The organism is Micromonospora sp. NPDC006431 (assembly GCF_042870725.1).
Taxonomy (GTDB): domain Bacteria; phylum Actinomycetota; class Actinomycetes; order Mycobacteriales; family Micromonosporaceae; genus Micromonospora.
The window spans coordinates 1-18,268 of the sequence record NZ_JBIAHQ010000050.1 but is presented as its reverse complement, the minus strand read 5'-3'; the positions used below and the strand labels follow the sequence as shown (position 1 = coordinate 18,268).

The window sequence follows — 18,268 nt, the reverse complement described above, 5'->3', positions numbered from 1 at the left end:
GGTCGACCGGCCCGTCGAACCGCAGCGCGTTCGGCAGGTTGTAGGTGGCACTGGGCCCCTCGAGCTGAGCCAGGAACCACAACCGGCGCTGCGCGTACGAAGCTGGATAAGTCATGACGGCGTTTTCCCCAGACGCTCGCTCATACCTGGAGCCAGGCTCACGTAGATCGGGTCCAGCCCCGACTCCAGAAAGAGCTGGCGCATCGCGGATCTCCGCGTCTTTCCACTCGTCGTCTTGCGCACGGCGCCCGGCCGGACGAACACCACGCTGGTTCGGCCGATCCCGAACTGCTGCGCCAGCCCGAGCCCGAGCCGCGCCGCCGCCTGAGCGAGGTCGTCGTGCTGGCGTCCGCGTATCTCCTGCACGGCCACCACCTGGTGGTCCTCGATCGCGAAGACCGCGGAGGAGCCGAAGGGCAGATCTCCCGCCATCTCCTGCAGCGCACATTCAAGGTCGTGGGGGTGCAGGTTGCGGCCGTTGGAGATGATCAGATCCTTGATCCGCCCGGTGACGTAGAGCTCCGCCCCGTCGCGCACCCCGAGATCACCCGTACGCAGATAGGGCCCTCGCCCGTCGGTGGTCGTCGCGCCGAAGATCTCCTCATTGACCTCGTCCTTGCGCCAGTAACCCCGGCTCACGCTGGCGCCGGTCACCCAGATCTCACCGACCCGGCCGTCCGCCAGCGGCATCCGGCTCCCCGGGTCCACGATCAGCACGTTGTCGTGCAGAATCGTCCCGCTGCTGATGAGGATCTTGCCGCCTGCTCCGGTCATCGGGGCCAATCGGCCGTGCGCCAGCTGCTCGGGATCGACTGTCGCCTTCCCGACCGGCTGACCGGCCGGCCTGCCGGTCACGATCAGGGTGGCCTCGGCCAGGCCATAGCAGGGCAGGAACGACTCCATGCGAAAGCCGGCGGGCGCGAACCGCGTGGCGAATCGCTCCAGCGTCCGGTCGTTGATCGGCTCGGCGCCGTTGAGCGCGATCTCCCAGTGGCTGAGGTCCAGCTCCGCCGCCTGATCCTCGCTGGTTACCCGGGCGCACAGGTCGTATGCGAAGTTGGGGGCCGCGGCGCACTGGATCCGGTGGCGGGCGATGAGCTCCAGCCACCTGGACGGTCGCTTCAGGAACTCCAGCGGGGGCAGCTGGAGGAGCCACCCGCCGACGTACACCGGGTACAGCAGCTGCCCGATCAGGCCCATGTCGTGGATGTGCGGCAGCCAGCCGCACACCCTCATCGCTGGCTTCCGGCCCACGAACGAGTCGATGAGATCGAGGTTGCTCAGCAGGTTGCCCTGGCTGACCATGACACCCTTCGGGTCGCTGGTGGAGCCGGAGGTGTATTGCAGCAGGGCGAGGTCGTCCGGGGTCGGCAGTTCCAGCGGCACGTCGTCCGGCGACGGGTCCGCGGTGTCCGCCACGGTGATGCAGGGGAGCGCGCGGTAGCCGTTGCCCGCTGCCCACTCGCGGACGGTTTCCCGCGACTCCTCGACGGTGAGGATGAGCGCCGGCTCCGCGTCGGCGACCATCCCCGCCAGCCGTTGAATGCTCGTAGGCGACCGTTCCGGCAGCGGTGCGGGCACCGCGATGAGGCGCGCGTACGAGCATGCGAAGAACGCGACGGCGAAGTCCAGGCCGCTGGGGAAGAGCAGTAGCGCCCGCGCGCCCGGCTCGAACCCCGCGGTGGCCAGCCGTGCCGCCAGCCGGCGCGATCTCTCGGCCAGCTGCCCGAAGGTGAGCCGGTCCGCTATTTTTCCCTCGTTGATATCCGGAATGAATGCGAGGGCCTCTCGCTCCGGATGGCGCTCGGCCTTGTCGTTCAAGACGTGCGCCAACGTCATTCCAGGACCGCGTACCATATTCGCCCCTCTGCGCGTGCGATATGGAATAAGTGTAAATCTAGCAGGCGGCTTTAAAGGTCATCTTAAAGCGTGCTTAAGCGGGGCCGGTAATGGCGCTGGCGCGGTCCTCGGTTCAGGCCGTTTTATCAAGCTGGAGCAGTTCGAAGGTCGAGTCGATCGGAATCGGTTCACGCAGCAGAATCAGCTGGTGAAGTCGCTGCAACTGGGTGCCGGGATCGAGGCCGAGTTCATTGCGCAGAGCTCGGGCGAGTTCGCTGTACACGTCGAGGGCGTCGGCCGGCCGGCCCTGCCGCTGCAGGGCGATCATCAGGTAGGCACACAGATTTTCGTGAAACGGATGGCGCGAGGTCAGCGCGTACAGTTCGCTGATCACCTCGGTGTGCCGGCCCAGTTCCAGGTCCAGCAGGATTTTCCGTTCCCGCGCGGCCTGGCGCATCTCATTCAGCCGGCGTGCCTCCGCTTGCAGGTCCGGGGTGGTGCAGACGTCCGACAGGGCCGGCCCGCGCCAGAGCGCGAGTGCATCGGACAGGAGTTGCGAGGCCATCTTCGTGCGGCCGGTGTCCTGTGCGTTCCGGGCCTCTCGCCAGTATTGCTCGAAGAGTGCGAGATCCAGCACGTTCTCGTCCACCTCGAGCATGTAACCGGGTGGCTGGGTGACGATTCGCGCATAGCCCGGTGCCAGATCCGTGGTGTCGAGGACTTTCCGGATGTTCGAGACGTACACCTGGAGTGCCGTCTTCGCGGTCTTCGGCGGCGATTCATTCCACAGTTCACGAATGAGGTGCTCGATCGGGATGGCGCGATTGTGGCCGCACAGCAGGTTCGCCAGCAGAATGCGAAGCTTCAGGGCGCGGGGGCTGCACGACTTCCCGTTCTTGGCGGTCAGGCTGAGCGAGCCGAGAATCCTCAGTTTGGGTATCTTCGGTTCCGTGGGTGAGGGATAAGAGGAACCGGCCGGGGTGTAGCGATAAGACATGCGGAATCCTTGCTCTACCGGGGTGTGTCGAGCAAATCGCCGTGCAGCCTGCTGAGCAGGCGATCGTAGTTTTGGTCGAGGAAGAAGTGACCCCCCGGGAGTTCGTCAACGGAGATGCTGGTGGCGAGGTCTTTCCACGGTGCGATCGCGGTCCTCTCCACCAGCGTGTCGTCCCGGCCGTACAGGATGCTGACTGGGGTCTTCAGCCGCTGGCCGGAGCAGGTGTAGGAGTGGAACAGATGCAGATCCGAGCGCAGGATCTCCAGGGTCATCTCGAGCAGGGCAGGATTCGCGAAGACGTCCTCCGGGCTGCCCATCCGGCGCAGGAAGTCAATGGGGTCGTCCACCGAGGGTGGGCCCTTCTGCGGGGCGTTGCTGCCGGCGGCAACGATGCTGCGGAGACCGTTCCCGCTGGCCGCCTCGACGCGCACGGCCGTTTCGTAGGCCATGACCGCGCCCAGGCAGAGGCCGAGAAAGGCATAGGGGATGCCTCGTGGTTCGACCGCCTCGAGGACCGACTGCGCCACATGGTCGGCCAGCGCGCTCATGCTTTGCACCGGTGGTTCGGCGAGCCGGGACATGCGTCCGGGTAATTCCACGGTCACGCATTCGGCATTCGCCGCGGCGACTTCGCGAAGTTTCGCGAAGGATCCACCGCCACCCCCGGCCGGTGGAAAACAGACGATAATCATTGCCGGCGGCTCGCCGCTGCGCGGCTGGAACCGCACCCATTTCGGTGCGCTTGACCTACCGTTACTTGACCGTTCACGCATCCAATGACAACCTTCCTTCTGCCGGGCGTGGAAACACACAGCGCGTACACACTGAGGCGGCACAGATATCTGGCGGTTCATCACGTACACGGGAGGCGAGCGGGCACCGGCGACTGCGGGCGCCGGTCGGATCATCGGTGCGGTGACCGGTCGTCGGAGATCAACTGCGGACGAGAGCCGAGCGGTCCGCCGGGTGGCCCGCCGTCCGTAGCGGAAGGTGGCTGTAGGGCACGACCTCCGGCGTGTCCGGCCGGTTGAGCCGGCGGAGGAAGGCGAGGATGCCGGCGTTCCCTGTCGCCCACGACCAGGGCGCGTCCTGCCGGTTCGAGTTGACGAACAAGGGCGAGCCGTCCGGGCCGTGGCTGCGGGCGAGGAGTTGCGGGACGACCGCGTGGGCGGCCCGCTGGTGTCGGTCGTCGCCGGTGTGGCGGGCACAGTCAATGAGGAACCCGCCGACCCCGGTCAAGCCGCAGCACTGGCTCAGGCCGCCAAGGCGGGGGATCCAGGCGGTGCAGGCCTCAGCCGCTGACACGGCGGCCGCGGTGAACTCGGAGGCGTCGAAGAGTTCGGCGGCGTGCAGCAGGGTGCGACCGATGCCGGCGAGTCCCTGGCACCAGGACACAGACAGTGGGATCGCCCGGGGGTCGCGGGCCCGCCCGATCAGCACATCGGCACGGTTTCGTAGCTCCTGGGACCGTTCCTGGGCGGCCGCCCGTACTTCTGGGTCGCCGGTGCGGGCGGTGTATGCGATGAGCAGGTCGATGACGCCGGCGCGGCCGTGGGAGTAGCTGGCTGACGGGTCGGTGTCGATCTCTTCGGGCAGGCCGGCGTCGAGGGCCACCGACAGGGTCATCTCGGTCTTGGCCAGCAGGTTGTCCACGCAGGCGCGGGCGGCGTCGAGGTGCGCCGGGTCGCTGAGGACATCGGCGAGGTACAGATGGCCGAGTCCGACGCCGGCGGTGCCCGTCATGATGTCGTCGTGCTCGTCGTCGACGTTGTACGGGACGGCGGGGATCGCGGGGAGCGCCACGTCGAAACCGGCCTTCCTGAGCTGTGCCAGGAACAGGTGGCTGCCGGTGGAGCCGAGGAACAGGCCGGGCGGCACGTCGATCCGTGTGTTGGCTCGGACGGTGTGCTCGGCCAGCTGGTGCAGCAGCTCTGGTACACCGGGCTGGTGGCGGTGGTGCAGCAGTTCCAGGCCGACGCCGGCGCTGCCGGTGTAGATGCTGCCGTCCACGTTGGCGAATGCGGACGCCGGCTGCCGCAGCTGTCGGTGCTCGACCTCCCACAGCAGCTGATCGAGCACCTGCTGTTCGAGGACAATGGGATCGGCAGTCGGCATGCTCTGGCGGCGGGGCGTTGCGCTGGTATGGGCCGCCCAGTCTTCGTTGGCCAGCGTCCGCAGCGCCGCCGTGGCCTGTTCCGGCGTGCCCTGCAGCAGCTCGGCCACCAGGTCGGTGAAGGGCGCGTGTCTGGGACCGAGGATGCTGGTCAGCGACTGCAGTGCCCGCTGTGCGGGCACGTCGGCCTCCGTCTCGTCCACCACGGGGGACAGGCTGGTGGCTGCGAAGGCGAGGGTCATCCCCAGCGAGTAGTGGTCGTTCGACGGGGTGGCCGGGCCGTTGCGCATCTGGTCCCAGGAGGCGTAGCCGTGCGTGCCGCCGGGCACGTGCAGGCCGTCGAGGGCGGAGATGCCGAAGTCGACGAGGTGTGCCCGGTCGGCGCCGATGACGACGTTGCGCGGGGTGATGTCGCGCATGACCACGCCGCGGGTGTGCAGCGCCAGCAGGGTACGGGCGAGTTGGGCCACCAGCTGGGTGAACCCCGGCGACACGGGTGTGCCGGCGCGGAGCATGGCGCCCTGGTTACCGACCCGGTACGCCAGATCCTGGTCGCCGACGTCGGTGGTGACCAGGAATTCGTCGTCGCCGTGGGCGAAGTGGTCGATGAAGGCGGGCACGCCGGGCACGCCCTCGCAAGCGGTGAGCACCCGTCGCTCGTTGCGGAGGCGGGAGCGGGCGTCGAGGCCGTTGCCCGAGTCGCCGACGTACGCCCTGGCCTGCTTGACGATGACCACCCGGTCGGTGGTGGTGTCGCGGGCGCGGAAGACGCTGCCCTGCGCGGTGCGCTGCACCCCGTCCTCGAGCCGGTACCGCCCACCGAGCAGCTCCGGTGTTTCGTCGTCGCTCTCGGGCCGGAATGGGTCGGTCACCCAGTCCGGCTGGCGGTAGTCCAGGTCGGCGACCGCGTCGAACGTCTCCCCGTGCGGGCCGGGGATCTGGATCGACATGAGACCGCGCTGGCCCCGGAACCAGCGAGCCACGAACGGGCCGTAGCGGTAGTAGACCGGCGCGTCGCCGTCGATCCGGCGGTCGCTGAGCACCCGCGGTCCGGGATGCCCGCGTAGCAGCTCGACGAGCGCGAGGCCGAGGTCGCGTACGCGGTCCTGCTGGGGGTAGACGGTGATCGCCTTGCCCACCCCGGCGGGCGTCTCGATGCCGTAGTTCATCGCGGTGAGCACGCCGCTTGTGCTGGCGAGCTTGAAGCTGCACCCCACCTCGAGCAGGAACGGGACTGTCCGGGCCGCCATGGCCGCGAAGTCTTCCGCCCGTGACGAGATGTGCAGCTTCCAGCCATGGTCCGGAAGCTGCACGTCGTCGCGGTCCACGTAGGTCCACTGCGGCCTGAGGCGCACCGTGTACCGGCCGCCGTACCGTTCATCGACGAGCCGTTTGACGAACGGTCCAGATTCCCAGTCGGACACGGACACCTACCTCCTCGGCAGCGGAGATCGTCAGGGATGGGTCAGACGGTGTGGCCGGTGGCGATGCAGCGGTCGCTGCTTCGGTCGGTGCACGGTCCGCAGGTGTACGGGCAGCGGTTGGCGGAGTGCAGCGACTGCTGCACGTCCTCGAAGTGGACCCGCGGTTCCACGGCCGCCGGTCCGCCGTTGCGTGGCGCGAGTTCGAGCAGGGCCGCCTGCAGTCTCTGGGTCATGTTCGCCTCCGTCGAGGTAGCTGAGCGCGACGGCGTGGTCGCCGGTCCGCCCTGGACTGGCGCGGACGCTAGCGTCGGCCGCTAACTAATCACTAAGAATCAAGGCGCGGCTGCGGGCGGTGATCGGTGCTGCGGAGCTCCGCTGACTGGTGCGGCGATCGAGCGACCCCGTAATCGCCCCGCGTCGGCGCTCACGACGCCCGTCAAGAACGGATCGATGTTCTACGCTCGACGCTCGCAGTGGTGCCGTCGCGCACTGGGGGCCGTCGCGACCCGGGCGGCGGAGCGTGAGGAGGTATGCCCATGACCGAAACCGCCATCCCGGGCGACCAGCGCACCGCCCCCCGTCCCGCCGCCCCGCTGCCCTCGGCGGAGCCGGTACTGCCCGAGCTGCGGGAGATGTGGTGGGAGACGGGTCTGCGGGCGCGGGCTGAGGCCGGACTGTTCGCCGTCTTCGCCGAGTTGCCCCGATTGGTCTGGGTGGCGTTGTGGATCAGTTGGCGCGCTGACCGCATTCGCACTGGCGTGGTGGCCGCCACGACGGTCGGTGCCGGGGTGCTGGCCGCTTTCGGGCTGCTGGCCACCCAGCAGGTGCTGGTCGAGCTGTTCGCCGGAGGGCCGACCGCGGACAAGGTCGAATCGGCACTGCCCGCCCTCGCCGCGCTGGCGGGGGCGACGGCGCTGCGCGCCGGCATGGGTATCGCCAGCGGGTACGCACAGAACGGACTCACCCCGCGGGTGAGCCGGGAGGTCGAGCGCGGCCTGTTCGAGACGAGTACGGCCGTGCGACTGGAGGCGTTCGACGCGGACGCCTTCGCCGACGACATGGAACGGGCCTCACGGGGGACCGACTCGGCGATCTCGCTGGTGCAGGCGTCGATGAGCTTCCTCGCCGGCCTGGCCGGTCTGGTCGCCGTCGCGGTCGCCGTGGTGGTCATCCACCCGCTGCTGTTGGTGGCGCTGCTGGTCGCCACGCTGCCCAAGGCGTGGGCCTCGCTGCGGGCGGGACACCTGCAGTATCGGACCTACACGGCGGGCTCGGTACGCCGACGCCGTATCTGGCTGCTGCACCGGCTCATGGCCGAGCGAGTGTCGGCCCCGGAGCTCCGCTCGTACGGGCTGCGCCGGTTCCTGCTCGATCAGTACGACCGGGTCATGGTGGTGGAGACCGGCATCCAACTCGCGCTCGCTCGTCGGGTCACCACAACCACCACACTCGGGTCCATGATCGGCGGACTGGCGACCGGGGCGGTGTACGTGCTGCTCGGGCTGCTGCTCGTGGACGGGCAGATCCCACTGGCCGCTGCGGCGACCTGCGTGATCGCCCTGCAGGCCGCGCAACGCTCGTTGGCCGTCGCCACCACCCAGGTCGACAAGGTCTACACCGACGGCCTGCACTTCGGCGACTACACGGGGTTCATGACCCGAGCCGCCGCCTACCTGCCCGACCAGTCGGGCGGGGAATCGCTGGAGCCGCTGCGTGAGCTGACCGTCCATCAGGTCAGCCTGCGCTACCCCGACCGGGATACCGCTGCCGTGGACGGCGTGACGCTGACCATCGAGACGGGTCAGACCGTCGCCTTCGTGGGGGAGAACGGCTCCGGCAAGAGCAGCCTCGCCGCGTTGATCGCCAACCTGCGCGCGCCCACCTCGGGTGTCATCCGTTGGAATGGTCGGCCGCTGGCCGACTGGAACACCGACGGGTTGCGAGCCCGGATCGCCGTGGTCACTCAGGAGTACCACAAGTGGCCGTTCACTGCGGCGACCAACATCGCCATCGGGGATGTCCACAGCGAAGCGAGCCTGGACCGGATACAGGCCGCCGCTGCCCGGGCCGTCGCGCACGAGATGATCGAGAATCTTCCGTACGGGTACGAGACGTTGCTCGACCGCACCTTCGCCCACGGCCAGGACCTCTCCGGCGGGCAGTGGCAGCGCATCACCGCCGCCCGCGGCTTCCTTCGCGACGCCGACCTGCTGATCATGGACGAGCCGTCCTCCGCCCTCGATCCGCGGGCTGAGGACGCGCTGTTCCAGGCGATCCGGGACCGGCAGGGGCGGGCCACCACCATCCTCATCACCCACCGGCTGGCCAACGTCCGCCACGCCGACCGGATCTTCGTCCTACACGACGGCGCCCTGGCCGAGAGCGGCAACCACGACCAGCTCATGGTCGCCGGTGGCCGGTATGCCGAGTTGTTCACCCTTCAAGCGGCGGGCTACCAGGGCAATGCTGCCGGGGCAGGGTCGGCCGTCGGCCCCGCTGATTCTGCGACATGCTGAGCCAGCAGGAAAGTTGACATCCATCCTGCAATTCGGAGCACCGACATATGGAAGTATGCCGGTTTTGATGCCAAGTCGGGGTGCGGAACCGCTGGTAGGTTTTGCGAGTACTCACCGTGACTAGGTTGCGGTGCGACGAGGGCTGAAAGCGCCCGGGTGACGAACCCATACGAAGTGACCGCGATACCGAGGTGGCAGCTGACCTTGGAAGCTGATGAGGATCTGTACTTTCGCGCACTCGGCCCGTTGACCGTCGAGTGGTGCGGCCAACCGGTGGACCTGGGCGGGCCGCAACGCACCCTGGTACTCGCACTTCTCCTGTCCCACGCCAACCAGCCCGTCTCCATGGACATCCTCGTCGACGAGCTGTGGCGGGACGCGCCGCCGCGGTCGTACCGGGTGCAGCTGCAGGGGCTTGTCTCCGACCTGCGGCGTCGGTTGGCGCCCGGCGGCAGCCGCGCCGCCGCCCCCATCGTTACCCGATCCTCCGCCTACCTGCTCGAGGTGGCTGCCGACCGATACGACGTTGAGCAGTTCCAGGCCGGGGCAACGGCGGCAGGCAAGGCACGGACCGCCGGTGACAACGCGACCGCGGTACGACTGCTGCGCACCGCGCTCGCGCTCTGGCGTGGACCGGCCTTCAGCGGCCTGACAGGCCGGGTGATCGAGCACAGCGCGGCCGCCATGGACGAGGCCCGGGTCGATGCCGCTGCCGAGTACGCCGATGCGCGAATCACCGACGGGCAACTCGACGGCCTGACCCCCGAACTGGTCCGGCTGATCGCTGAGCGCCCCTTGGACGAGCGCTTCTCCCGGCACCTGATGACGGTGCACAGCCGGCTGGGACGGCGCTCCGACGCACTGGCGGTCTATCGCGAGCTGCACCGCCGGACGGTCGCGGAGCTGGGTATCGAACCGTCAACGCAGTCGCAAGAGCTGCACCGGCGGATTCTGACGGGGGATCCGCAGCCGCCCACCCCGCATAACGCCGGCCAGGCGCTGGAGAGCGCGTACCGACACCTGCCACCCGACATCGCGGAATTCGTCGGCAGGCGACGCGAATTGGCGGCGCTGATGGGCGCGGCGACCAGCCCACCGGACACAGCCGTGCCCATCGTCACGGTGGAGGGCATGGCCGGTGTGGGCAAAACCCGCCTGGCGGTACATGCCGCCCACCGGCTCTCCGCCACCTACCCGGACGGGCAGTTCTATGTCGACCTGCACGGATTCACCGAGGATTCGGCGCCGGCCGACCCCGGTGAGGTGCTGGAGTCCCTGCTCCGGCTGCTGGGCGTCCCGCCGTCCGGAATTCCCGAGAAGATCGAGGCCCGCGCGGCGGTGTTCCGGGACCGATTGTCCGAGCAGCGAGTGCTTCTCGTCGTGGACAACGCAGCCAAAGAGTCACAGGTTCACCCGTTACTGCCGGCCAACCCGGGCTGCCTGGTGATCGTGACGAGCCGGCGCAGCCTCGCCGTGGACGGTGCTCACACCGTCCGGTTGGACGTGCTGCACCGGGAGGAATCGTTGGACCTGCTCACGATGATCGTCGGCCGCGACCGGGTGACCGCCGAGCCGTCCGCGGCCGACGCGCTGCTGGCGCGCTGCGGTCATCTGCCGCTGGCCGTCGCAGTCGCCGCGCGGCGGCTGCGAGCGCGACCGGCCTGGCCCATCAGCCATCTGCTGTCCCGGCTGACCGACGAGAATCGCCGGCTGGACGAACTGTCCGCCGGCGGGCGAGCGGTTCAGGGCGTCTTGGCCCTGTCGTATCGGGCGCTGGCTCCGGACCGCCGAAGGCTGTTCCGGCTGCTCGGCGTCCACCCCGGCAACGACGTGACCGCGGCGTCGATGGCGGCACTGGTCGGCTGCGAACCGGCGGCCGCGCAGCTCGCGCTCGAATCGTTGCTCGACGAGCACCTCGTGCAGCAGGCGGAACCGGACCGGTACCAGATGCACGACCTGCTGCGCGAATACGCCGCGCGGCGGTGCCTCAGCGAGGACACCGAAGACAGCATCGCGGCCGCCAAAAGACGGCTGCTCGACTGGTACGTGGCGACGACCGACGCCGCGACCCGGCTGATCCGCAGGTTCTCGCTCCCACCGGTCGGGCAGCCTCCGGCACCGGAGGCACCTCCGGTCGAGTTCGCCGACGAGCAGCACGCACTCACCTGGCTCGACGCGGAGTACGCGAACGTGATCGCCGCCGCCCGGACCGCTAGCAGCGGCCCCTGTCAACGGCAAGTGTTGCTGCTCGCCCATCTGCTGCAGCCCTACCAGATCCGGCGCGGCCACACCGATGACTCGATCGAGATCCTGCTGCGTGCCGAGACCGCAGCCCGCCAGCTCGACGACCCCCGCGCCGAAGCGCACACCCTGACCGAACTGGGCCAGGCATACAACACCGCAGGCCGGACAGATCCCGCGCTGACGCAGCTCCGACGGGCACTGCCCCTGCATCACACGCTCGGACAGCCCGACGGCGAAGCGATCACCCGCAACCACCTCGCCCTGGTGTACCGCCGGCTCGGCCGACACCATGAGGCGATTGCTGAATACCACCGGGCCATCACGCTCTTCCGATCCACCGGCGACAGACAGTGGGAAGCCGCCGTGCTGAGCAACCTCAGCATCGACCTGCACCTGCTCGGCCGGGACCGGGAGGCGCTCGACCAGGCCAAACGGGCCCTGGCGCTGCAGCGGAAGCTCGGCGGCCCCGGCGTGGCGAGCCTGGAGAACAACATCGGCCTGCTCCATGCCCGGCTGGGCCGGCACCCCGAGGCGCTCCGGTACGCCCAACGGGCGCTCGCGTTGCAACACCGCACGGGGAGTCGCCCGGGCCAGGCAAACGCCCTGGCCAACCTCGCCTTCAGCTACGCCCGACTGGGCCGGCACAAGGCAGCCATCCGGGCTGGTCTGGCCGCGCTCGATCTCGCCCGCGGACTCAGCCCCGACATTCAGTCGAACGTGCTGAACACCCTCGGCGAGGCGTACTTTCTCGCCGGCGACCACGAGACGGCCCTGCGCCATCACCGGGCAGCTCTGGCCATCGCCGACCGGATCGACGACGCAGATGAGCAGGCCCGGGGCCGAGCCGGAATCGAGAAGGCCACCATCGTCGCCGCCCGGTGACCACGACCTCGCAGACAAGCCGAAAATCGAAGTGGTCAGGGTTCGCTGCTCCCCCGCCTGGATGGTGCCGGCTGTCGTCCTGGGGCCCGCTGGCACCATTCACGGGGGCCATGCTGCATCGACGCATGGCTTTGGGTGCCGTCGTGGTGACGCCGGCATGGATTCCGGGTCCTGAGACTCGAATCCCACCGGCAACCTTCTGAGCAGGGCTTCGTGCTCGGTGACCTCTTCGGCGAGCCCGAAGGGGTCGGGTCCAGCAAGACGCCGAGATGAGTGCCCACTCCGGGTGTCACGCTCTAATCGGTCTCGTGCGTGCCGTTGCGGGTCGGTGGGATCAGGCGATCCGGTAGCCGACTCTGAAGGCAACCCGTCTCCGACGCTTGGCGGCGCTGCGTTTTGCAGCGTGATCGCGGAGTTCGGCGTGCCAGCCGCGGCCTGGCTCGCGCTCAGGGCATCGAGCGCAGCAGGGCGACCTCGTCACGCTCGAATGGCCCGGCCACCACTCGCAGGAAATTCAGGGTCGCGTGAAAGCCGATCGGCCGTACCGCTGCACGCAGGACCCTAGCGCCGACACCCGGCGTCGATGGGGCAGTGCTGGGTTGCGAACGTGCCCCAGTTCGGCGAGCCGGCCCTCGATGTAACGGCGCACCATCACCTGGTACGCCCCGACGCTCGTCATCTCGTGGGCTTCGGCGACCATGTCGTTGACCCCGCCGGCCGATGCGGTGTGCGTTGAGCCCAGCTCCCGCGTGGCCGGCGGGCGCGCAGCTGGCCGGAGCGCGTCAGGTGTCTCGTCCGTCGACGATGCGGCGGAGGGCTGCGCCTGTGCTGGGGAACGCAAGTACTACTTATCGGGGCACGGGCGTTGTGCGGCACTGACACGTGATCCGCGTCTGGCGCATCGCATTTGTTGGAAAATGGCTAAATTCGTCGACGCGAGCCCATCGGAGAAGGGCGTGGGCGTCGTTGTGCAGGGCATCGTGCAGCGGAGCTGCTGGTGCGCTGCCGGACGGAGCGAATCGAGCCGCCGGTGGCCGGGCGGATCGACCGGATCCTGCGCTTCGCGCTGCACCAGGCCGAGCAAGCGTGGGCCGTCCGGGTCGTGGACCGGTTGCCCGTCGACGTCGGCAGCCAGCTGCCGGCCTTGGTCGTGGCCGAGGTGCCGGGCGACGACGCCGGGCATTCCGTGTATCGCGGAGGTATGGAAAATTTCATACGCCACTGCAACGGCCCTCCGTTTCTAATGGGGGCATGAAGCACAGTGCATCCCTGTCAGCGCCGCCGCGCCGTACGCGCAGGATCGTGCTCGTCAGCCTGGCGATCCTCGGCCTGGCGAGCGCGGCGTTCGTCGTGCGGCGGCCGCTCATGATGTCCGCTCCGAGGTGCATGGCCGGGCGGTGGCACGGCTGCTTCGATACGTTCAACGGGGTGCTGCTCATGACGCTGGTCGGCCTGCCGTTGGCCGCCCTGGTGGTGTGGGCTCTGGCGCGCCGTCGGCGTGCTGCCGGCGTCCCGTCGGCGTGGTGGATGTCGCTGGCCGAGGTGGGCATGGTCTACGGGACGGTGCCGCTGGTATGGCTGACCATGATGCCGGGCCCGGGGGCCGGCATCGTCCCGGGCCGGGTGAGCCTGGTCCCGCTGCGGGACCTGGTCACGATGGGGCCGGTCGGGATCGGCGGTAACCTGCTGATCTTCGCGGCGCTGGGGTTCTTCGCCCCGATGCGTTTCGCGGTGCTGGCGTCCGTGCCGCGGATCCTGGCGCTCGGGGCGGGCTGCTCGGTCCTGGTCGAGACCGCGCAGTACGTCCTGCGGCTGGACCGGGTTTCCTCCGTGGATGACGTCCTGGTCAACGCCGCCGGCGCGGTGCTGGCCGGGCTGGCGTCGCGCCACTGGTGGCGCACTATGGCGGAGGTGGCATCGGACCAGCCGCGCCCCGCGCCGGCGCCGGCGCGCTGAGTCGCGTGTCCGGCGCTGTCGACTACATCTTCTATTCAGCTGGCGATGCGGCGAATCGCTGCGATCTGGTTGAGCCAGTTGCTCAGGTGGGTGATCTTGACGGTGTCGCCGGTTTTCGGGGCGTGGATGATGAGCCTTCGCCGAGGTACATGCCGACGTGGCGCGGATTGGACATGCTGCCGTTGCTGCCGGGGATGAGGATGAGGTCGCCGGGCAACAGGAGAGCTGGGTCGGCCACGGGCTTGCCGGCGTTGACCTGGTCGCTGGTCACGCGCGGAATGGCGATGCCCGCCGCCCGGTACGCCGACTGCATCAGCGACGAGCAGTCGCACTGCTTGTCGGGGTCGCCGGAGCGGGGGTCGGTGCACGATCCGCCGAAGTGATAGGGCGTGCCGAGCTGGCTGACAGGACCGCGAGGGCGTAGCCGATCAGCGGGGACTTGACGTTGCCCTTCGCCTGCTCGACCTGGGCCGGGTCGCCTCCGGCGGCCATGTACCGCAGGCCGCCGATGACCAGGAACATCGTCGCGACCACCGCGATGATGCCCATGACCCAGCCGGTGATGTTGGCGATGACCTGGGCGATCGAGTTGGGGCCTCCGCCGTCAGGGGCGGGCGCGGCCAGGAGGTCGTTGAGGACAGAGATCGTGTGCATTGCGGCGCTCCACTAGGGATCGGTGGGCCGCCGCGGCGGGGACCAGACGCAAGGACCGTGTGATCCGGTGGGGGCGCTCCTCCCTTGCGTGTGGTGAAGGGTTGCGGTGTCAGTACGCCGCGCCAGGCGTGCCGGACCGTGGGCCTCGCCGGATGGGAGATCCCCACCGGGCGGGCATGCCGTGGATGACATGCACCGCCCAGATCTCGGCTGTCAGGTCGATCGAACTCGCTGCCTACCTGTCACGCCCTGACAAGACCTGTCAGCTACTCAGGGTGCCGCGCAAGGTTGACGCGGACCGGAAACGCAAAGGCCGCCCGGGCGTTTGCCCGAGACGGCCTCGCGCTGAGATCAGTAGGGGAGCGGCGTACTGCATACGTACAGAACCAGGCACGGATCGAAGTGCGACCTGCAGCAGGTCCAGCCCTCCTGTCAGCGGTCACTGGGAAAGCCGGTTGGGCGGACAGGCCGATCCGGATAGACGGACAGCGGACGCCGGACGAGCGGACAATGCATCACAGGCTGTAGCGGCTGGTCCGGAATGTCTGGTACGTCAATCGCGGACCGGGTACGCCGCTGAGATCGGGCAAGGCGGGCCAGCCACTGCGCATGCCGACGAATGCGGGATGGGTCGTCGGAGAAGCAGCTTTCCCACTGGTGATCCAGGTTCATCCAGGCGACGGGCTGGCCGGGCTCGGCCACCAGCGGAACAGCCCGGCCGACAATCGCGGCATACGACAGTCCCAGTGTCGCCGGATGATCGGGATGGTATGAGCGGACGCAGACAGCGGCCGGCCGGGTGAGGAGCTCGGCCACGACACCCGTCTCTTCAAACAACTCACGGCGGGCTGCCTCACGAGGTGTCTCCCCGGGTTCGACTCTCCCTCCGGGCGGAACCCAGCCCCGCCACGGATGGCACACCAACAGCACCTGGGTCAGATTCGTGTCGAACACCCAGACCTCAGCCCCCAGCGGGTCGACCGGACTGCTACCGACGGCGGCCAGCCAGCCGGCGACGCCCTCGAATTCGATGATTGCTGTCTCAACGTCGCCCAATGCGGCCTCGAGCGACTGCCGCTGCAACTCATCACGACTCATGGGCCGGAACCTAGCGCGAGAGTGCGACATTGCCCGGCCCGGAATCTCGGGCCCACCTCATCACGGTCGGTGACTGCCGTCAAGGCCCGACTGTCGTGTCCGTCCACGAGGAAATTCCCGTGTCCGCTGTCACCTCCTGCAACGATCGGCTATTCGACGTCCGCCGGATGTGAGGGTCAGCGCGGTGGGCAAACCCTGCGTGACGAATGCCTGGCGCGGCTAACCGCTCGGCTCCCGGATCTGCTGACCAGGCCGCGCCAGTCGGTCTTCTCCAGACCGACGGTGCCGAGGAGGCGGTCTGTGTTCGCGTCGACGATCGCGAAGTGGATCCCGTCTCCGGTCTCCCGCAGGGAATGGGAGCTGTTGGCGCGACGTTTGTGTCGAGTTTTTGAGCGGGCGTAACATTGTGTTGCCCGCTCCACATTTTGCAGACATGGGTTCTGACCAGCCACTTTGGGTGGCACAGCCGGCCGCCACGGCGGCCGGACATCGGCGCAGCGGGTGGCGGCGGCCGGCCAAGATCGGGCCGCGGGTCCCTGCGTGAGCTTGGCCCGAGGTGGGGCCACAGGCTGTTTGTGCAGCTCAAGTGGCCTGCTCGGCGGTCCGAGGCGGAGCCTCTCTGGTGCTCTGACCGGAAACGATCACCGGAGTGGTGTGATGGCCGGGTGTCTGCGGCGGTGGATGCCGCGGAGGTCAACTCAAGATCGTGACACGGCCTGTCGGTCCCTGGTCTAGGGTCGCCCGCATGGCTGAGCCCTTTTTTCTGACCGCTGTGCGCGAGTCGTACGACACGGTCGCCGCTGATTACGTCGAACGCGTCCCGCCTCCAGCCGCGATGGACCCGCTGTCACGTGCGATGCTGGCGGGGTTTGCCGAGCTCGTGCGGGCGGCTGGTCTGGGGCCGGTCGCGGACCTGGGATGTGGCCCCGGCCGCGTGACGGCGCACCTGGCCGGGCTGGGAGTGTCCGCCTTCGGTGTCGATCTGTCACCGAAGATGATCGGGCTGGCCCGGCACGCCTATCCGAACCTGCGGTTCACCGCGGGCTCGATGACCGCGCTGGAGATGAGGGACGACGAGCTCGGCGGCATCCTGGCCTGGTACTCCACCCACCACACGCCCCCGCAGTGGCTGCCGGCGGTGTTCGCCGAGTTCCACCGCACACTCGCGCCCGGCGGCTACCTGCTCTGGGGAGACTATGTCGGCGATGAACGGCTGCAGCCGACCCAGGGCTACGGCCATCCGGTGTCCTACGAGTCGTACCTCCTGCCACTGGACTGCATGGTCGGCCTGCTGGAGCAGGCCGGACTCGTCGTCACCGCGAAGCTGGAGCAGGAGCCCGGCGGACGGGTGAACAGACCGCACGCCTGCCTGCTGGCCCGCAAACCCGAAAAGCCCTGACGGGGCTTGTTTCTGCGGCGAAGCCGCGCACGTGGGCCAGCTCGGCCTCGAACGACCCGCTGAGCCGGCGACGGCAGCCCAGCAAGGTCAACGGCGGACCCGGCGGCCAGCTGTCCGGCCGCTCATGGAACAGGTCAGCGATGTCACGGCACTCGCCAGCCCGCGTTTCCTCGCTGGATCCGTTCGCCGTCGACCACACGAACAGCCGGTAACCGAGGACAGCGGGCGCGACGGTGCCGCGACGATTGTTGTCGTCGTCGCGGCGATGGCCTTCGAGGCCGATGTCGAGCAGACCGGACCCGTCCGCGGCGGGCCGGTGGCCGACGACCCGGACGTCGAGCAGTTCCTCCGTGTTCTCGTAGCACTCCCGGCACTGGTCCTCGCACCGTTCGCTTGCTGGCCGGCCGGGGATGTGTGCGCCCTCGACGACGAGGTTGCCGAACCAGGCCGGCCCCGTGCCGTCGATCGCGGCGAGTAGCGGTCCGGACGGCGCTCAGCTCAACAGGGTGTAGCGCTCGTACAGCGGCTCGTTCGGGCACACGCGGTCGACGAAGAGCCCGTCGATGTCCGTGCAGTCGGTGAGGGTGGCGCCGGTTTCCTGGTCGAGCAGGCGCCAGCGCAGGGGGGTCGACACGTGCTGACGTTAGCCGGTGGGCGCGCTGTGCGAGCGGCATGCATAACCGGCTGCGGGCCCGGCCCGGCCGCATCGCCGCTGCCTACCTGCCGGACACCGCCCGCCCTCAACCCGTCTCGCGGCGCCGCCGCCACGGTCACTTGGGCACTCTCCGCCCTAACGCTCGCCGCCCTCACTCTCACCGCCGCGACGCTTAGAGGTCGCGCAATTAGGCGGGCTCATGGCCGACGGGTCGAGCGGGTGTCCCAGCGGTAGAGGGTCCAGGCCTGGCGGATGAGGCTACGGACGGTGATGATCGTGTCGGCGAGGTCGAAGTAGGCGTGGATCACGTCTTCCTTGCGTTCGTAGCAGCGTTGGAGCCGGTTGAAGGCGTTGTGCCAGGCGTTCGTGCGTTCGATGTGCCACCGTTTGGTGGCTTGGACGGGGGCCTTGACGCCTTTGCGGGCGGTCTCGCCGGTCAGGCCGCGTCCGGCGAGTAGGTCGCGGGTCGCGGTGGAGTCGTAGCCGGCGTC

Annotated in this window: 14 protein-coding genes and 2 pseudogenes; 6 read left to right on the top strand and 10 right to left on the bottom strand. The window is 68.8% G+C overall.

The genetic code is table 11. The annotated features are described in order from the left end of the window. Positions 1–111: 111 nt before the first annotated feature. From ACFYM6_RS35325 to ACFYM6_RS35305, 5 genes are all read right to left on the bottom strand, one after another. Positions 112–1,839: a fatty acyl-AMP ligase gene (locus ACFYM6_RS35325; RefSeq protein WP_387281821.1), complete on the bottom strand. Its 1,728-nt coding sequence runs from the start codon at positions 1,837–1,839 to the stop codon at positions 112–114. A gap of 133 nt (positions 1,840–1,972) precedes the next feature. After that, positions 1,973–2,836 (bottom strand): BTAD domain-containing putative transcriptional regulator, encoded by an 864-nt coding sequence (locus ACFYM6_RS35320; RefSeq protein ID WP_387281820.1) that lies wholly within the window; start codon positions 2,834–2,836, stop codon positions 1,973–1,975. Between the two features lie 14 nt (positions 2,837–2,850). Next, the gene (locus tag ACFYM6_RS35315; RefSeq protein ID WP_387281819.1) at positions 2,851–3,609 is read right to left on the bottom strand and encodes a thioesterase II family protein; all 759 of its coding nucleotides are present in this window, start codon (positions 3,607–3,609) and stop codon (positions 2,851–2,853) included. 160 nt (positions 3,610–3,769) lie between these two features. After that, positions 3,770–6,379, bottom strand: coding sequence for a class IV lanthionine synthetase LanL (gene lanL / locus ACFYM6_RS35310; RefSeq protein ID WP_387281818.1), 2,610 nt, complete (start codon positions 6,377–6,379; stop codon positions 3,770–3,772). 35 nt (positions 6,380–6,414) lie between these two features. After that, positions 6,415–6,606 carry a hypothetical protein gene (locus ACFYM6_RS35305; RefSeq protein ID WP_387281817.1) on the bottom strand — a complete coding sequence of 64 codons (192 nt, stop codon included), beginning with the start codon at positions 6,604–6,606 and terminating at the stop codon, positions 6,415–6,417. A gap of 303 nt (positions 6,607–6,909) precedes the next feature. Here ACFYM6_RS35305 and ACFYM6_RS35300 point away from each other — a divergent pair, with 303 nt between their 5' ends. The 4 genes from ACFYM6_RS35300 to ACFYM6_RS35285 all read left to right on the top strand — a co-directional run bounded on the left by ACFYM6_RS35300 (position 6,910) and on the right by ACFYM6_RS35285 (position 13,971). Beyond that, entirely contained in the window at positions 6,910–8,889 is a 1,980-nt protein-coding gene (locus ACFYM6_RS35300; protein WP_387281816.1) for an ABC transporter ATP-binding protein, read from the top strand. 204 nt (positions 8,890–9,093) lie between these two features. Beyond that, positions 9,094–12,015 (top strand): tetratricopeptide repeat protein, encoded by a 2,922-nt coding sequence (locus tag ACFYM6_RS35295; protein ID WP_387281815.1) that lies wholly within the window; start codon positions 9,094–9,096, stop codon positions 12,013–12,015. Positions 12,016–13,045: 1,030 nt separating this feature from the next. Further along, positions 13,046–13,270, top strand: a complete 225-nt coding sequence (locus tag ACFYM6_RS35290) for a hypothetical protein (RefSeq protein WP_387281814.1) — start codon at positions 13,046–13,048, stop codon at positions 13,268–13,270. Positions 13,271–13,317: 47 nt separating this feature from the next. Then, positions 13,318–13,971 carry a VanZ family protein gene (locus ACFYM6_RS35285; RefSeq protein WP_387281813.1) on the top strand — a complete coding sequence of 218 codons (654 nt, stop codon included), beginning with the start codon at positions 13,318–13,320 and terminating at the stop codon, positions 13,969–13,971. Positions 13,972–14,053: 82 nt separating this feature from the next. On the opposite strand, the pseudogene ACFYM6_RS35280 reads toward ACFYM6_RS35285, so the two are convergent. From ACFYM6_RS35280 to ACFYM6_RS35270, 3 genes and pseudogenes are all read right to left on the bottom strand, one after another. Beyond that, positions 14,054–14,305, bottom strand: a pseudogene (locus tag ACFYM6_RS35280) (C40 family peptidase); the annotation flags it as partial. Next, positions 14,284–14,625, bottom strand: a complete 342-nt coding sequence (locus tag ACFYM6_RS35275) for a pilin (protein WP_387281812.1) — start codon at positions 14,623–14,625, stop codon at positions 14,284–14,286. The pseudogene ACFYM6_RS35280 and the gene ACFYM6_RS35275, both read right to left, overlap by 22 nt. 432 nt (positions 14,626–15,057) lie before the next feature. Then, on the bottom strand, positions 15,058–15,723 hold the full coding sequence (locus tag ACFYM6_RS35270; protein WP_387281811.1) for an NUDIX domain-containing protein: 666 nt from the start codon (positions 15,721–15,723) through the stop codon (positions 15,058–15,060). Positions 15,724–16,468: 745 nt separating this feature from the next. Here ACFYM6_RS35270 and ACFYM6_RS35265 point away from each other — a divergent pair. After that, positions 16,469–17,122, top strand: coding sequence for a class I SAM-dependent methyltransferase (locus tag ACFYM6_RS35265; RefSeq protein WP_387281810.1), 654 nt, complete (start codon positions 16,469–16,471; stop codon positions 17,120–17,122). A 124-nt stretch (positions 17,123–17,246) separates the two neighbouring features. Then, positions 17,247–17,600, top strand: coding sequence for a hypothetical protein (locus ACFYM6_RS35260; RefSeq protein WP_387281809.1), 354 nt, complete (start codon positions 17,247–17,249; stop codon positions 17,598–17,600). A 15-nt stretch (positions 17,601–17,615) separates the two neighbouring features. On the opposite strand, the gene ACFYM6_RS35255 is transcribed toward ACFYM6_RS35260, so the two are convergent. Beyond that, on the bottom strand, positions 17,616–17,756 hold the full coding sequence (locus tag ACFYM6_RS35255; RefSeq protein ID WP_387281808.1) for a hypothetical protein: 141 nt from the start codon (positions 17,754–17,756) through the stop codon (positions 17,616–17,618). A 218-nt stretch (positions 17,757–17,974) separates the two neighbouring features. Beyond that, positions 17,975–18,268: pseudogene (locus ACFYM6_RS35250) on the bottom strand (IS5/IS1182 family transposase); the annotation flags it as partial.